At 69.2% G+C, this 16,168-nt stretch carries 13 protein-coding genes; 8 read left to right on the plus strand and 5 right to left on the minus strand.

Going from position 1 to position 16,168, the window contains the following annotated elements; genetic code table 11:
* Positions 1 to 70 precede the first annotated feature (70 nt).
* Complete coding sequence (locus OH804_RS06325) at positions 71 to 1,237, plus strand: PP2C family protein-serine/threonine phosphatase (protein ID WP_406063460.1); 1,167 nt, start codon at positions 71 to 73, stop codon at positions 1,235 to 1,237.
* A 42-nt stretch (positions 1,238 to 1,279) separates the two neighbouring features.
* Here OH804_RS06325 and OH804_RS06330 read toward each other — a convergent pair whose 3' ends face one another.
* Positions 1,280 to 2,572, minus strand: a complete 1,293-nt coding sequence (locus OH804_RS06330) for a serpin family protein (protein ID WP_406063462.1) — start codon at positions 2,570 to 2,572, stop codon at positions 1,280 to 1,282.
* Positions 2,573 to 2,674: 102 nt separating this feature from the next.
* Between OH804_RS06330 and OH804_RS06335 the strand changes: the two genes are divergently transcribed.
* Positions 2,675 to 3,067, plus strand: coding sequence for a nuclear transport factor 2 family protein (locus OH804_RS06335; RefSeq protein ID WP_196924013.1), 393 nt, complete (start codon positions 2,675 to 2,677; stop codon positions 3,065 to 3,067).
* Positions 3,068 to 3,327: 260 nt separating this feature from the next.
* On the plus strand, positions 3,328 to 4,194 hold the full coding sequence (locus tag OH804_RS06340) for an alpha/beta fold hydrolase (RefSeq protein ID WP_196924012.1): 867 nt from the start codon (positions 3,328 to 3,330) through the stop codon (positions 4,192 to 4,194).
* Positions 4,195 to 4,300: 106 nt separating this feature from the next.
* Here the strand turns inward: OH804_RS06340 and OH804_RS06345 are convergent, their stop codons facing one another.
* Together OH804_RS06345 and OH804_RS06350 are read right to left on the minus strand one after the other, a co-directional pair.
* Positions 4,301 to 5,146 (minus strand): alpha/beta fold hydrolase, encoded by an 846-nt coding sequence (locus OH804_RS06345; RefSeq protein ID WP_196924011.1) that lies wholly within the window; start codon positions 5,144 to 5,146, stop codon positions 4,301 to 4,303.
* An 11-nt stretch (positions 5,147 to 5,157) separates the two neighbouring features.
* Positions 5,158 to 5,991 carry an alpha/beta fold hydrolase gene (locus OH804_RS06350; RefSeq protein ID WP_196924010.1) on the minus strand — a complete coding sequence of 278 codons (834 nt, stop codon included), beginning with the start codon at positions 5,989 to 5,991 and terminating at the stop codon, positions 5,158 to 5,160.
* A 126-nt stretch (positions 5,992 to 6,117) separates the two neighbouring features.
* On the opposite strand from OH804_RS06350, the gene OH804_RS06355 reads away from it, so the two are divergent.
* From OH804_RS06355 to OH804_RS06370, 4 genes are all read left to right on the plus strand, one after another.
* Positions 6,118 to 9,075, plus strand: a complete 2,958-nt coding sequence (locus tag OH804_RS06355) for a BTAD domain-containing putative transcriptional regulator (RefSeq protein WP_406063465.1) — start codon at positions 6,118 to 6,120, stop codon at positions 9,073 to 9,075.
* Positions 9,076 to 9,167: 92 nt separating this feature from the next.
* Positions 9,168 to 9,599: a LuxR family transcriptional regulator gene (locus tag OH804_RS06360; protein WP_231392725.1), complete on the plus strand. Its 432-nt coding sequence runs from the start codon at positions 9,168 to 9,170 to the stop codon at positions 9,597 to 9,599.
* Positions 9,600 to 9,625: 26 nt separating this feature from the next.
* A complete protein-coding gene (locus OH804_RS06365; protein ID WP_406063467.1) occupies positions 9,626 to 10,873 on the plus strand; it encodes an FAD-dependent oxidoreductase in 1,248 nt (415 codons plus the stop codon).
* An 8-nt stretch (positions 10,874 to 10,881) separates the two neighbouring features.
* Positions 10,882 to 11,370 (plus strand): MarR family winged helix-turn-helix transcriptional regulator, encoded by a 489-nt coding sequence (locus OH804_RS06370; RefSeq protein ID WP_406063469.1) that lies wholly within the window; start codon positions 10,882 to 10,884, stop codon positions 11,368 to 11,370.
* A gap of 94 nt (positions 11,371 to 11,464) precedes the next feature.
* On the opposite strand, the gene OH804_RS06375 is transcribed toward OH804_RS06370, so the two are convergent.
* The gene (locus OH804_RS06375) at positions 11,465 to 12,055 is read right to left on the minus strand and encodes a GNAT family N-acetyltransferase (protein ID WP_406063471.1); all 591 of its coding nucleotides are present in this window, start codon (positions 12,053 to 12,055) and stop codon (positions 11,465 to 11,467) included.
* 258 nt (positions 12,056 to 12,313) lie between these two features.
* Between OH804_RS06375 and OH804_RS06380 the strand changes: the two genes are divergently transcribed.
* Entirely contained in the window at positions 12,314 to 15,499 is a 3,186-nt protein-coding gene (locus OH804_RS06380; RefSeq protein WP_406063473.1) for a penicillin acylase family protein, read from the plus strand.
* Positions 15,500 to 15,631: 132 nt separating this feature from the next.
* Here the strand turns inward: OH804_RS06380 and OH804_RS06385 are convergent, their stop codons facing one another.
* On the minus strand, positions 15,632 to 16,060 hold the full coding sequence (locus OH804_RS06385) for a carboxymuconolactone decarboxylase family protein (RefSeq protein WP_406063475.1): 429 nt from the start codon (positions 16,058 to 16,060) through the stop codon (positions 15,632 to 15,634).
* Between the last annotated feature and the right edge of the window lie 108 nt (positions 16,061 to 16,168).

Here is a 16,168-nt window from a genome sequence, read left to right on the forward strand (position 1 = left end):
GCGTGATCCGCACGGCCCGGGTCCCAACGATGACGGAAGCGCCCGACCGAGCGAGGCGGGGTTTCCCGCGTTGCTGGAAGACGACCTCGAAGACCTGTACGAGAACGCGCCGTGCGGGCACCTGTCCACCCTCCTGGACGGCACCATCGCGAAGATCAACGGCACGCTGCTGGCCTGGCTCGGCTACCGCCGCGAGGAACTCGTCGGCCGGCGCCGCTTGAGCGACCTGCTCACCGGTGGGGGCCGGATCTACCACGAGACCCACTTCGCGCCGATGCTGGCCATGCGAGGCGAGATCGGCGGTGTCGCCCTCGACCTTCGCACGAAGGACGGCGTTCGCATGCCGGTCCTCGTCACGTCCGTCGTCAAGGCTGGCAGCGAAGGTCAACCGCAGCTCATCCGGACGGCCATCTTCGACGCCACGATGCGCCGCTCCTACGAACGAGAGCTCCTCAGTGCCCGCAAGGCTGCGGAACGCGAGGACGAGCGGCTACGACATCTCGTCGGCAAACTGCAGCGCAGTCTCCTCCCGGCCGTGCTGCAAACCCCGCCGGGACTGGAAAGCGCCGCGTACTACCGGGCAGCCTCCACCGACGAGGTCGGCGGCGACTTCTACGACCTGTTTCCCCTTGAGGACGGCCGCTGGGGCTTCTTCCTCGGCGATGTCAGCGGCAAAGGCGTCGAAGCGGCCGCCGTCACCGCCCTGGCCCGCTACACGTTGCGGGCCGCGACCGTCTACAACCCGGACCCTGCCGCCGCGCTGCACAACCTCAACACGGTGCTCTGGCAGGAGTACCGCCAGGACGCGCGCTACTGCACCGTTGTGTCCGGCATCCTCACACCCACGCCGGCCGTCAACGGGTTCACCGCGATCATCGCCAGCGGCGGGCACCCCGAACCACTGCTGCTGCGCGCCGATGGCTCCGTGCACTACCACCCCACGAAGGGCCGCATCGTCGGGGCCTTCCCCAACTCCCGATACACCAACACCACCGTCGTGGCGAACCCCGGCGACACGTTACTTCTCTACAGCGACGGGCTCACCGAGGCGCGTCCCGCCAGCAGCGAGACTGCCGATGGCCGTTACGGAACGGCAGCCCTCGCTCGATTCGCCCACTCCCTCGCGCCGACCAACGCCACCACTGTCGTCGCCGCGGTCACCGAGCTGCTCCGCACCTTCGGCGCCGGGCTGAGCGACGACACCGCCATCCTGGCCATCAGCGCACCACCTGCCTGACCCGAGTGCTCATACCGCCGATGTCGTCTGACCCCGGGCCGGTCAGGCTGGACCGTCCACCAGCGGGTCGTGAACCCGGCCGAGGAACAGCGGTACGCCGGTGAGCCGGTCGTGGATGACGTACAGGAATGGCCGGTTGACGAAGAACTGCGGTCCTTGCGGGATCGACGGCGGCCGGACGATGACGGCCGACGCGGCGGCGGCCTCGGTACCCTTCTCGTCCACCGCGATGAACGTCTCGTGCACCACGTCGTCGATGCACAGGGCCGGCTCGGTGCTCATGCCGGTGAAATCGGCCTGTGACGTGAATGCCGTGGGCATGCCGAGGCTGCCCAGCGCGGCACCCAGCTCGGCCGGCAGGCGGAACGTCCACCGGGGCAGGCGCAGTTGGACGTCGGTGATCTGGAACCCGGTCAGCAACGCGCCCAGCCAGGTCGCGTCGAGGTTCGCCTCGACCGCTGCGAGATCGTCTCGGGTCGGCATGACGATGGCCATGGCAAGCCCGTCGCCCGCGTACGGCACGTCGACCGCGCGCCACCCGTCCCCCTCCAGGTAGCCCATCCTGTCGAACGGCCCGCGCATGACCGGGACGTCGACGACGGCTCCGTCATCCCTGGTGAACGGCTCCACCGCCGTGGCCGTGAGGTTGAACGAGTACTTCCAGGCCGCTCTGAGGTAGATCGTGTTGGTCAGCATCAGGCTGGTGTCGGGGCCCACGGCGTCGGGCTGCAACAGCTCCGGGATCTTCGCGTTGGTCCGATCGGACACCCAGGTGTTGATCTCCTGACGGGCTGCCTCCGGCGCGCCGCGGAAGTCGACCGGTAGCGGCGCAGCGCCGTAGTAGCCGGCCAGGGTGTCCCGGAACCCGGGTCGCAGGACCAGGTCGAGTCGTGTCCACAGCGCGTTGGCAGTGGTCAGCCGAGGCTGCTTGATGCCGTCACCGTCCTGGTACCGGCCGGCGAGCATCTGCTCAACGGTGTTGAACCCGCTGTCGAGCGCGCGGGGACGCGGATGCGGCGCGTGGAGCACCGCGTCCATCTCGTCCGCTGTGGTCGAGCCGGCACCCGCCCTGGTCATCGCGAGCGCGAGCCCAACCGAGTACGGCGCGCACACCACGTTGCCGCCCGCCCGGGTCGACGCGAGCGTGCGGTAGAGGTCGGCCGTGAAGCCGCGAACGGCGGTAGCGGCGGCCTGCATCGTGGCCGGGTCGGGTGGTACGCGTTCCGTATTCGTCGAGGTGGACGGCGAGCCGAACCGCTCGGGATCACCTGGGACGGCGGTAAGGGCAGCGGCCGCAAGCGGCACCGCCCGCAGAACCGATCGACGCGAGACCATGTGTCGACGGTAGAGCAGTCCCATGACGACCCACCAGAGACAGACCCAAATTCATCGATGTTCAGCAATGGGCCATCGTGGCGATACCCGTACGCTGGTGTGATGATCGACTTTCGCGCGGCGGTTGAGGCACGGGATCCGGACGCCGTCGCGGCGGCCCTGGCCGACAACGTGGTGTTTCGCAGCCCGGTGGCGTTCAAGCCCTATCCGGGCAAGGCGATCACCGCAGCGATCCTGCGGGGCGTGCTGCGGGTGTTCGAGGACTTCCGGTACGTCCGTGAGCTGAGCGGTGACGGCGGTCGCGATCACGCGCTGGTGTTCGAGGCCCGGATGGGCGACGTCGCCATCGAGGGCTGCGACTTTCTGCACCTGGACGAGAGCGGCCTGATCGACGAGTTCACGGTCATGGTTCGTCCGCTGTCCGCCGCGCAGGCCCTGGCCGCCGCGATGGCCGCTCAATTCGCGCAGATCCAGCGTGAGGCCGCCGACGGTTAGTGGCGAGCAGGTTTGGGGGTCTGTCCTCCAGTCAGGTGAAACCTGAGCGATTCTCCTCTTCTGTCCGAGGCTTCCGCTGAACGCCGTTACGGTGTGATTTGGGCGATCAGGCACGTCGCCGCGGGACCGGAGCCCGGCCGCTGTCGGGGCACGCGCCGCTCGATGGTGCGTCCGACCGGTCGCGGCTTCGGCGAGTTCGCGTAGACGCCATGCGCATCTGCCCGCGTTCGGAGACCACTGACCAACGAGGGGGAAGAGACATGCTCGGTATCTCGCTACGTCGGCCGAAGACCATCGCCGCAACGCTCGTCGCCGCAACGCTGGTGACGGTGCTCGGCTCAGCAGCCCCAGGCGTGTCCGCGGACGGCGGTCCGCGACCATCCCCGGACGAGGGGCGTCGCACCAAGCCGACAATCGTCCTGGTGCACGGCGCCTGGGCCGACGGCTCGAGCTGGAGTGGGGAGGTCCGCAGACTCCAGGCACGCGGTTTCGAGGTCCAGGTTGCGCCGCAACCCAGCCGGGGGCCGACGATCGACAGCGGCTACCTGAAGGATTTCCTGTCCACCATCGAGGGTCCCATCGTGCTCGCGGCGCACTCGTACGGCGGGTTCGTGGTAAGCGACGCCGCGACCGGCAACAGCAACGTCAAGGCACTCGTGTTCGTCGACGCCTTCGCCCCGGACAAGGGGGAGACCGTGGAGGAACTCACCGCCGGCTCCGGCTCGGTGCTGGAGCCGGCCTTGACCGACCCCGCGAGCGTTTTCAAGCTCGTGCCGTTCCCGGGTGCCCCGGAAGGTGCGGTCGACGCGTACGTCCTGCCGAAGGTGTTCATCCCCGGCTTCGCCAACGGTCTGCCCCGGCGGCAGGCGGAGGTGCTCGCCGTGACCCAGACCGCCCTGGCCACGAACGCTCTGGGGGAGCCCGCCACGGAGCCGGCGTGGAAGACGATCCCGGTATGGGCGGTGATCGGCACCGAGGATCGGGTCATCCCGCCGGCCCGCCAGGAGGAGATGATGAAGCGGGCGGGAGCCGACATCACCCGGATCGACGCCGGTCACCTGGGCCTGATCTCGCACCCCGGTGAGGTTACCGAGGTCATCCTGGAAGCGGCCCGGACGACCGACTGACGGGACCTCGGGACATCAGCAGCAACCGTGGCCGAGTCCCGCGTGGTGACGGGTTCGCCAAAAGGCCGTGGCATCGCGGAAAGCGATGCCACGGCCGGTTGTCGTGTCAGTTGGTCGCCTTGGCGGCGGCCTCGATCTGGTTGGTGACCGCACCCGCATCCGTGACCATGGACAGGTGGGGGGCATTGATCTCGATGGTGTGCGCCTTGGCCCTCTTGGACATGGCGATCTGCTGAGCGGCGGGGATGACGGCGTCCTGCTTGCCGATCACGGACCACGAGGGGATGGTGGTCCAGGCCGGCGCGCCGGCCTCCTCGACCAGGGCGTTGTAGGCCAGGGGGCGTTGCCGGGCGGCGAGTACCGCGACGTCCTTGGCGGGGATGCTCTTGTCGGCGAACGCCTTGCCGAAGACCGACGGCTTGACGTAGAGGTTGGGGTAGTGCGGGTCGCCACCGGGGATCGCGACCTGGTCGAAGACGGTGGACGCTTCGGCGGCGAAGACCGAGCCCGGCACGGCCGAGGTCAGCGAGTAGACGGTGTCGTGCTGGTCCGGGATGTACGCGTCGACGTACACCAGGGCCTTGACCTGCTTGTCACCCAGGGCGGCGTTCGTGATGACCATGCCGCCGTACGAGTGACCGACGAGGACGACCGGTCCGGTGATGGTGTCCAGGTACGCGCGGAGATTCGCGGCGTCGTTGTCCACGCCCGACAGCAGGTTCGGCGGCGTGACCACCCGGTAGCCGTCGTGCTGGAGCTTGGCCGCCACCTTGTCCCAGCTGGACCCGTCAGCCCATGCGCCGTGCACGAGCACGACTGTCGGCTTGACCGATGCGGGGCGCGAATGCTGGGCCGTCGAGGCCTGCGCGGTGCCGATACCGGCACCAACCAGGGTCAGGGCGCCGATGGCCACGCCTACGGAAAAGAGGCGCCGCCGGAAGAGCAATTTCACGGTGTTTCCTTTCACTTCTGAAAAAAGTCGAGCAGGGCGGCGTTGACCTGATCGCTGTGGGTCCAGGCAATGGCGTGCGGCCCGCCCTCGATGACGAGCAATCGCGTATCCCCGATGAAGGCGGACACCCGCTGGCCGGTCACCCCGATGGGTAGGACCCGGTCCTGGTCGCCCTGAATCACGAGTACCGGCACGTCAATCTTGGACAGGTCTTCACGGAAGTCGGTGAGCCAGGTCGGGATACAGGCCACCGCGGCGAGGGGAGATCCGGCCACGGCTACGGCCAAACTGGCCTGGAACGCCTCGTCGCTAACCAGCGAGCCGCCGTAGACGTCGAGGTTGTAGAAGTTCTCCAGGAACTGCTTGAGCCACCCGTTCCGGTCCGCCCGCGCCGCCTGGATGAACCCATCGAACAACGACTGCGGTGCGCCTTCGGGATTGTCCTCCGTACGCAGGAGGAACGGCGGGATCGGCGACATCAGGACGGCCTTCGCGACCCGCCCGGTGCCGTAGCTGCCCAGGTAACGGGCAACGTCGCCGGTTCCCATCGAGTGACCCACGAGGATGGCGTCGCGTACGTCCAGTTCCGTGAGCAGCACGTCCACGTCGCTGGCGAACGTGTCGTAGTCGTATCCACCGGCGGGCTGGCTGGAATTGCCCCAACCCCGCCGGTCATACGTGATGACCCGGTAACCGGCAGCGAGTAGTGCGGAGACCTGCTTCTCCCAGGCCTGCCCGCTCAACGGGTAGCCGTGACTGAGTACCACTGGCGTACCGGCGCCGTGATCCTCGTAATAGATCTCGATGGGGTTGGCTCCCTCTGAGCCAACTGTGACACGGGGCATGCGCACTCCTTGGGCTTGCGTTCCGCGCTGGGAACCTTGCCGAAGGTACTGATCTGGCACCGCTTCTCGAATCACCCGAATCACGTAGTCCCCGTGTGTGGCGACCGACTCGACGGACAACGAGAGATGGGGGATGCGGGGACCCCGGGGCAGGCCGCAGGCTGGGCCGAAAAGCGAAGCCGCTGCCCTTCCATCTCTAGGATGTCAATCGTGACGACGCCCGACCGCAGGCTCCCGGACGGGCCGCAGTCCCACTGCGAGTTCAAGGTATTCGGCGGTCTTGGTTGCCGACGGGACGGCTCGGACGTCGATCTTGGCCCGGTACGCCAGCGGATCATCCTGGCGAAGCTCCTCGCCGCCGGGGGTGACGCGGTCAGCCTCGAGAACGTCATCGACAGCCTGTGGGACGAACAACCGCCGGCCAGCGCCGCCAACCAGATCCACCGGCACGTCGGGAACCTCCGGCGGATTCTCGAACCGGACCTGGACGTCCGCGAGACCGGTCGATACCTCCTACCGGCCGGTACGGGCTACCGCTTGATCCTTGCGACCGAGGCCTCCGATCTGGCCATGTATCGCGAGTTGGTCCGGCGGGCCCGTGAGGCGCTCGCCGGCGGGGACGCCGTGGCTGGTGTGCGGGCGTACCTGACCGCACTGGAGCTTGGCCGCAGCCCCGCGTTCACCGACCTGCCAACCAGTGCGTTGAGTTCGCCGGAGTTCGTCGCCATCGAACGGGAGCGCGTCGCGGTGGCGCTCGCGGCCGGCGAAGCCGCGATCGCCCACGGCATGGCCGGCACGGCGCTGACCCCACTGCTGAGCGTTGCCGCCGCGGCGCCGCTGGACGAGGCGCTACAGGCGTGCCTGATGCGCGCGTACGTGGCCACCGGTCATCGGGCGGAAGGGGTGCGGGTCTTCGAGCGGACCCGTCAACGTCTCGCCGAGGAACTGGGGGTGGACCCGGGGCAGGAACTGCGGGAGGCGTATCGGGAACTGCTCGCCAGTGGCTGGACCCTGCAGGAGGAACTGCGCCCGCCGGAGGCTCCCCGGCCCGCACAGCTGCCGCCGCAGGTCGCGGGCTTCGTCCGCCGAAACGACGTGGCAGCCGTGCTTGACGACCAACTGTCCGACGCGTTCAGCGATGCGACCATCGTGATCACCGTGCTCGGCGGGATGGGTGGCGTCGGCAAGACCGCGCTCGCCGTGCACTGGGCCCACCAGGTCGCCAGCGAGTTTCCCGATGGCCAGTTGTTCCTGAACCTGAGGGGTCTCGATCCGGACGGACGCGTCATGTCATCGGAGGAGGCGCTCGCCACGTTGCTCGCGTCCCTGGGCGAGCCGGCGGTCTCGTCACCGCAGGAGAACGTCGACGCGCAGGCAGCGCGTTACCGCAGTCGCCTCTTCGGTCGTCGGCTCCTGATCCTCCTGGACAATGCGCGCGACTCCGAGCAGGTCCGCCCGCTGTTGCCAGCCTCCCAGGGCTGTCTGGTCATCGTGACGAGTCGCAACCGGATGACGAGCCTGGTCACCCGGGAGGGCGCGCGTTACCTGCAGGTCGATCGGCTGACCGGGGCCGAGTCCCGCCAACTTCTGATCAACCGCCTCGGCGCCCGTCGCGCCACCACGAACCCGGACGCGTTGGACAAGGTCATCGCGCTCTGTGCCGGGCTGCCGCTCGCACTGGCGATCGTGGCGGCCCGCGTGGCCCTCAATCCGGCCCTGCCATTGAGCGCGGTCCTCAGCGACGTCTCGGCGCCGTCCGCCAGACTCGACGCGTTGTCCAGCGCGGACTCGTCCGACGATGTCCGGTCGGTGTTCTCGTGGTCTTATCGCGCCCTCGATCCGTCGACGGCGCAGGTGTTTCGTGCCCTCGCCGTCCATCCGGGCCCAGGGATCTCGCTGGAGTCGGCGGCCAGTGTCGCCGGAGTCGGGCGCGCACAGGCGCGCGCACTGCTCATGGAACTGGTGACCGCGAATCTGCTCGACGAGTCGCAGTTGGGGCTTTACGGTCTGCACGACCTGTTGCGGGCCTACGCGGGCGAGCTCCTCGACGAGGATCAAGAGCGACCGGGGTACGAGCGGCGTCTCGTCATGCACTACCTGCACTCGGCCCGCGCCGCCTACGCGAGCCACCACCGGCAGCCAGTCGGCACCGTCCGCGAACCGCCGTCGGAGGTGACGCCTGAATCGTTCGACAGCGTGCCACAGGCTGCCGCCTGGTATGCGCGGGAACGGTCCGCGTTGTGGGCGACGATCGATCTGGCCCTCGCACACGGCCTGGGGCGCGACGCGGCGGCCATGGTCCTCGCCGCCTCAGCACCGGGCAGCAACTCCGTACCCGCGGGCCGGACAGAGACCGTACTCGCGATCCTCGACCTGGTCAGCGTGCTCGGCGAGCCGCTGATGGAGGCGGAACTTCTTCGTACCGTCGGTGAGGTCTTCGCCCCGCTGCCACAGGCCGACGAATATCTCCGTCGAGCCCTGTCCATCTTCGACGGCGCCGGAGAACTCGCCGGACAAGCCGAGGTCCTGCGGAACCTCGCCGTACTCTCGTTGTCGCGTGGCGACCACGACGCCGCCAACGCCTACGGTGAACGCTCGGTGGGTCTTGCCCGGCAGACGGGGCACCAGGAACTGCTCGCCGTTTCGCTGCTGACACTCGCGAGAGCGCTCCTGGGATCCGACCAGTTCGAGGCTGGCACGCGGGTCGCGGACGAAGGGCTGGCTATCGCAGTGGCGCAGCACCTCGATCACCTGAAGATCTACTACGCCCAGCTCATCGCGGAGTCCTCCTGGAAACTCGGCCGGCTCGAACGAGCGGCGAAGGTGTCGGAGTGGGGGTTGACGGTGGGTGTCTGTGAGTCGAACGGTCCCCGGTGTGCCGTCGCGGCGATCCTCGCGCGGGCCGCATTCGATCTGGGCGACCTGGTGCGCGCGGAACGGGGGTGCCAGCAGTTCGAGAACCTGATCGCCGACAACGGCTTCCGGGAACTCATCGAGTTCTCCGGCATCGAGGAGGCCGAGGCATACCGGACCATGGTCGCGTATGTCCGGGCCCGGCTGAGCTTGATGAGGGGCGCTTCGTGAGCGGGTAGGGCGAGCACTGAGTCTGCACTCGTCGTGCACAACGGCGCGATCGGATGGTCGTCGAGACCCCGATCCCTCGCCCGAGGAGCACCATGCACTGCGTCGTAGCCGAGCCTGCCCGAGTCCTTCCCCGTGCGGCGCTGACCCCACGACAGGAACAGATCGCCCTGCTGGTGGCGGCGGGCTCCACGAACATCGAGGTCGCGACGCACCTGGTCATCAGCACCCATACCGTCAAACATCACCTACGCGGAGTGTTCCACAGGCTGGGCGTCGCGTCTCGCCGCGAACTACGCAGCAGGCTGGCCTGCCACGACACGACCAACCACTTCGCCCGCAGCTGCTGCCTGACCAGCCAGGAGCGGGACATCGCGCAGCGGGTCTCGAACGGCGCGTCCAACCGCGAGGTGGCGGCACAACTGTTCATCAGCCCGAGCACTGTGGACTATCACCTGCGCAAGATCTTCCGCAAGCTCGGCATCAGCTCACGCCGAGAACTCGCGAGACGAGACACCCTTGCCTAAATTATCTTAGTCATTAAGATAACCGCATGGGCATATCGACCGACTTCTCAGTGGCGATCGCCGGCGCTGGCCTCTCCGGCCTCTGCCTCGCCCAGTACCTGACGCGCGCCGGCATCGACGTGCACGTCTACGAGCGGGATTCGGGCCCCTTCGTCCGGCGGCAGGGCTACCGGATCATTCTCGACCGGTACGGGCTGGAGGCGCTGCGCGAGAGCCTGCCCCGCTCGCTGTACAACCTGGCGCTGACCACCGGCGACGAGCCCGGAGGGCACCTGCGCTTCACCGACAGCCGGCTGCGGGACGCCTTCACCATCACCTTCAAGGACGAGCCGCACGCGACCCGCCAGGTCGACCGGCTGACCCTGCGGTCGATCCTGCAGTCCGGGCTGGACGGGCGCATCCACTACGGCAAGGACGCCGTCGCGGTGGACAGCGCCGACCCGGCACGGCCGCGGCTGCTGTTCTCCGACGGCGGGGCCGCGGCGGCAAGCGTCGTCGTGGGCGCGGACGGCGTCGGCTCGGCGCTGCGCGCGCAGCTCATGCCGGACGCCGACCCGGCGAACACCCCGATGGCGGGCATCTACGGTCGGTCGCCCCTCCTGCGGAACGGCGAGAGTGTCATCCCGGACGCGCTGCGTACCAGCGGGGTCCTGGCCATCGCCGACCGGCCGGGCCGCGCCTTCTTCTTCACCTCCATGCGGTTCGGCGAGAGCCCGCGGGAGGCGTTCACGCGCCTGGCCCCGGGCAGCTATGCGCCCACGGGCGACGACTACGTCATGTGGGGACTGCTGCTCCGGCAGGAGGAGGTGCCCATGGGCATCCGGGGCGACCTGCTGGCGCTGTGGAGACTGGCCTCCGGGATGAGCATGGACTTCCACCCGGTCATCCGGCGGCTGGTCGGCACGGCCGAGTTGGACGCCACGGTGCTCAACCTCTTCGCCACCGGCCGGCGCCCGCGCCGGTGGGCGGTGCCCCGGGCCACGATGATGGGCGACGCCGTACACGTCATGCCGCCGTTCGGCGCCCACGGCGGCAACACCGCCCTGCGCGACGCCGCAGTGCTCGGCCACAGGCTGGTCGAGGCCCGGGCCAGCGGCGCGCCGGTGGAGGAGGCGATCGCCGGCTACCAGGACGAGATGGTTCCCTACGCCTTCCGCGCCGTCGACACCGCCGCCGGGCTGATGCGCCGACTCACCGGGGGAGCGGCAGCACCACACTGGGTGCTGACCCGCGTGTTACCTCGACTGCACCGGGTCACCGTACCGGAGGCATGATTGCGGGCATGCTCCACGAGCCGGCCCGCGCGTCCGCGACCGCCGACCTGATGCGCGCCGGGCGGGAGACGGCCCGGCTGTCCATGGTTTTCCGGTACGCCATCGCGGAGCGGTTGGGCCTCACCGTGAGCGACCTGGAGTGCCTGGACTACCTGGCGGACGTCGGATCCGCTACCGCGGGGCAGGTCGCCGAGCGGACCAACCTCACCACCGGGGCGGTGACCAGCATGCTCCGCCGGCTCCAGCAGGCGGGCTACGTGACGGCCGATCGCGATCCGGCGGACCGGCGGCGGGTGATCGTCACCCTGCGGCCGGAACGGAGCGCCGAGTTGGAGCGGCCGTACGAGCGGTTCGCCGAGCGGGCGGAGCGGCTCATCGAGGGCTACAGCGTCGAGGAGGTCGAGCTGTTGGTCCGGCACTATGACCGCATGCAGGCGATGTACCTCGCCGAGCTGGACCGCCTCCGCAACGGCGACAGCGCGCAGCGGTCCTCCTGAGGCGACGGGGCGTCACTGACCGCGTTCCCGGTCCGCTGTCCGACGACGAGATGCTGCCGTCATCGAGAAGCCTGCTGCTGCGCTCACCAGTGCTTCATGGCCGCCCGAGAGCATTCGATTGCTCCTGCGGTGCTGCCTCCCGATGCCATGTCTCGGCGAGGAGGGCGTAGGTGTAACCGTCCACCCAGCCCAGTTCGGCGTGCCAGGAATCGCCGAGGCCGTGCTGCTCACGACGCATGCCGACCTTTTCGAGGATTCGCACCGAAGCGAGGTTGTCCGCGAAACAGCCGGCGGTGATTCTCCGGATTCCCAGCCGTTCGATCGCGTACGCCACCACCGCGGAGACCGCCTCGGTCGCGTAGCCATGCCCGCCGTAGGCCGGATCGAAGATGTAGCCGAGATCGGCCTCGGTCCGTGGCGGCATGCCGGGTTGACCCATGCCGTCGACGACCTCGAGCGAGACGGTTCCGATCACCACACCGTCGAGCGTGGCCGCCATGCTGTGGTCGTCGGGGTCCGCGGCCGCGCGTCGCCACGTCGCGCGGAAGGATGCGGGGTCGACCTGCGTGCGGAGTAGCCAGCGCGTGACCTGCGGCAGATTGCGGTACTCCAGGATCCGGTCGACGTCATCGTCACGCACCGGGCGAAGCTCGAGGCGCTCGGTGCGTACGGTGCTGTTCTCCATGCGGCGGACGCTAGTGGATGCACCCCGGTGAGACCCGCGAATTTCGAGCCGCCGACAGCGCTATGCGGCGAAACGTCGGCATTGGCGCCTGGTGAACGACGGGTATCCCGGACGGGGATTCGGCGTCGATCATTGCCCGAAGATAGATGCGAGTCACTCTCACCTCCTGGCACGACGCCCGGGCGCGGAGGGCGAGACGTCGGCACCGTAAGCCGGGCGTGACCGAACGGCCCGACTCCGCGTCCCCGGAGGATCGCCATGCCCCGTCCCGCTGTCCGTACCCGGCTCGCGGCGTTCACCGCCGCCGTCCTGACCGCGAGCGTCCTGACGGTGACCCCGCCGTCGCCGGCGCTGGCCGCCAGCACGTTCGCCGCCAACGACTACTGTCTCGGCCAGTGCGCCGACATCCTGCCCCCGGGGCAGAACGGCAACGCCACGCTGGTCGCCATCCTGGCGCACCAGGCGCTCGGCACCCGCCCGGCGCACTCCAGCGACCAGCTCGACGAGTACGCGAACCTGGTCTACAACTACGCCGGGCTGACCGACGAGCAGATCGCCCACTTCTACAACGACGCCTCGTTCGGTGTCCCCGCCGCGCAGGTGGAGAGCACCGTCTCGCCGCGCGCGGACGTCACCATCGTGCGGGACAAGGCCACCGGCGTCCCGCACGTCACCGGCACCACCCGCGCCGGCACCATGTTCGGCGCCGGCTACGCCGGGGCGCAGGACCGGCTCTGGGTGATGGACCTGCTGCGGCACGCCGGTCGCGGGACGCTCACCTCGTTCGCCGGCGGCGCGCCCGGCAATCGTGAGCTGGAGCAGAGCATCTGGGCCAACTCGCCCTACTCGGAGACGGACCTGCAGGCGCAGGTCGACGCGCTGCGCCTCAAGGGTGCCCGTGGCCAGCAGCTCTACACCGACGTGGTCGACTACATCGCCGGCATCAACGCCTACATCGACAAGTCGATCGCCGATGACAACTACCCCGGTGAGTACGTCCTCGCGGGCGCCGGCAAGCCGACGCACTTCACAATGACCGACCTCATCGCCACCGCCGGGGTCGTCGGCGGGCTCTTCGGTGGGGGCGGCGGCAGCGAGATCCAGTCCGCGCTGGTCCGGGTGGCCGCCCGCGCCAAGTACGGCGCCACCGAGGGCGACCGGGTATGGGCGGCGTTCCGCTCCCAGAACGACCCGGAGACCGTGCTCACCCTGCACGACGGACAGAGCTTCCCGTACGGGGCGACGCCGCCCGGCGCGACAAGCGCGGTGCTCCCCGACGCCGGCTCGGTGGTCGCCGAGCCCCTGGCGTACGACGCCAGCGGCGGGGCCGCCGCCCGCACCGGTGTCAGCACCGCCACGCAGGGGCTGCTCGGCGGCCTGTCCAACCTGCGCGCGCACGGCATGTCCAACGCGGTGGTGGTCTCCGGACGGCACACCACCACCGGCAACCCGGTCGCCGTGTTCGGGCCCCAGACCGGCTACTTCGCGCCGCAGTTGCTGATGCTCCAGGAGTTGCAGGGGCCGGGCATCAGCGCTCGTGGCGCCGCGTTCGCCGGGCTCAACCTCTACGTGCTGCTCGGACGGGGCCAGGACTACGCGTGGAGCGCGACCTCCGCGTCCCAGGACCTCACCGACACGTACGCGGTGCCGCTGTGCACCACCGACGGCAGCGCCCCGACGTTGCGCACCAACCGCTACCTCTACCACGGGCAGTGCCTCGCCATGGAGGCGCTGGAGCAGCGCAACTCCTGGTCGCCGACGCTTGCCGACTCCACCCCGGCCGGTTCGTACACGCTTCGCGCGCTGCGCACCAAGTACGGGCTGGTGTCCTACCGGGGCCTGGTGAACGGGCAGCCGACCGCGTTCACCAAGCTGCGCTCGACCTACCGGCACGAGGCTGACTCGGCGATCGGCTTCCAGGCATACAACGACCCGTCGGCTATGGGCAGCGCGGCGGCCTTCCACGCCTCCGCGGCCACCGTCGGGTACGCGTTCAACTGGTTCTACGTCAACTCGACCGAGGCGGCGTACTTCAACTCCGGCTCGAACCCGGTCCGTCCGGGCACCGTCGACCCGAACATGCCCACGAAGGCCGAACCGGCGTATGAGTGGGCCGGCTGGAACCCGGACACCAACGACGCCACCTACACCCCGGCGTCGGCACACCCGCAGTCGGTCAACCAGGACTACTACGTCAGCTGGAACAACAAGCAGGCGCGGGACTTCGGGGCCGCTGACGGCAACTTCAGCTTCGGCTCCGTACACCGGGCTCAGTTGCTCGACGGCCCGGTGCGCGCCGCGATCGCCCAGCGCAAGCTCGGCCGCGCCGACGTCGTCAAGATCATGGCGGATGCCGCGGTGACCGACCTGCGCGGCCAGCAGGTTCTCGGTGACCTGCTTCGCGTGCTGGACAGCACGCCGGTCACCGATCCGGCGTTGGCCGACGCGGTGGGCAAGCTGCGCGCGTGGCAGCAGGCCGGGGTCCGCCGGGTGGAGACGTCCCCCGGCTCCAAGGTCTACCAGCACGCCGACGCGATCCGGATCTTCGACGCCTGGTGGCCGCTGCTGGCCTCGGCGCAGTTCCGCCCGGGCCTCGGGCCGGACCTCTACGCTGCGCTGGTCGACGCCATCGAGGTGAACGAGGCACCGTCGGGCGGCCAGAACGGGGGACGCGACGGCGCCGCGAACTGGGCGTTGCAGGGGCAGGCCCACAAGGGCTCGTCGTTCCAGTACGGCTGGTGGGGCTACGTCGACAGGGACCTGCGCACGGTCCTCGGCGACCCGGTGGCCGGTGGGCTGGGCCGCGCATACTGCGGCAACGGCAACCTCGACGCGTGCCGGCAGGCTCTGCTCGACGCGCTCGGCCAGGCCGCCGCGGTGCCGGCCACCACTGTCTATCCCGGAGACAAGTCCTGCGGGGCCGGCGACCAGTGGTGCGCCGACTCGATCGCCCAGTCCGGGCTCGGCGGCATCACCCACCCGCTGATCGCCTGGCAGAACCGCCCCACCTACCAGCAGGTCGTCTCGTTCCCGGCGCGCCGGGGCGACGACGTCACCAACCTGGCGCAGGGCCGCCCGACCACTGCGTCGAGCACCCAGTTCCTGACCGGCCACACGCCGGGCAAGGCGGTCGACGGCAGCCTCGGCAGCCGGTGGGCCAGCAGTTACAACGACAACCAGTGGCTCCGGGTCGACCTCGGCGCGGCCCGCAGCGTCAGGCGGGTCGTGCTGCGCTGGGAAGCCGCTTACGGCACCTCGTACCGGATCGAGGTCTCCGGCGACGGCAGCTCCTGGACGCAGGTGTTCACCACCACCACCGGCAACGGCGGCGTCGACAACGCCACCTTCGCCCCGGTCACCGCCCGCTACGTGCGGGTGTACGGGGTCAAGCGGGCCACCTCGTACGGGTTCTCGCTCTACGAATTCGAGCTGTACGGAAAGTGAGCCTGCCCGGAGGGGTCGGCCGGAACCACCCGCCGGCCCCTCCGGACGTGCGCAGCGCCATGGCTGGCAGCCGGGGTCTGAAGCGATCAGCACGGCTGCGAGCCTGCTCCGATCACAGCGCCGGGTATCACCTCACACGGCAGGCGCCGTCGTGGGCATGGCACCCTCGGCGAGCTTGAGTCGCGTCCAAATGTTCATGTTGATGACAACAGCCACGATCTCCTGGATCTCGTCCTCCGTGAAGTGCGCAGACACCCGGTCGTGTGCCCCCTGAAGCCGCGTGTTGACTGTGACGTCGGAGGCCCGGGTCAACGCCTCGGCGTAGGCCAGGGCGGCTTGTTCCTCTTCGGTGAACAGGTGCGTCTCCCACCACGCGGTGAGGGTTTCGACCTTGGACGGCGGGATGTCGGCGACGCGGGCGGCGGCGTGGTGCACCAGAAGGCAGTAGCTGCAATTGTTGATCTGCGCGACGCGTAATCGCAGCAGCTGAGCCAGGGCCTGGTCCACCTGGAGCGTCGCGGTATGGCCGAAAGCTGCGGCCCCGGCGTTTGCCAGAGCCATGAGTTGTTCGTTTGTGACGTTCAGTCGGACGTTCTGAATCCTGGTATCCAAGAGGTGACCTCCTATAGGTGACAACGACAAGACCAGTGGTGGGGACGTCCACTTGGT

It is taken from the genome of Micromonospora sp. NBC_00860 (assembly GCF_045207375.1).
GTDB classification, from domain to species: Bacteria; Actinomycetota; Actinomycetes; order Mycobacteriales; family Micromonosporaceae; genus Micromonospora; species Micromonospora vinacea.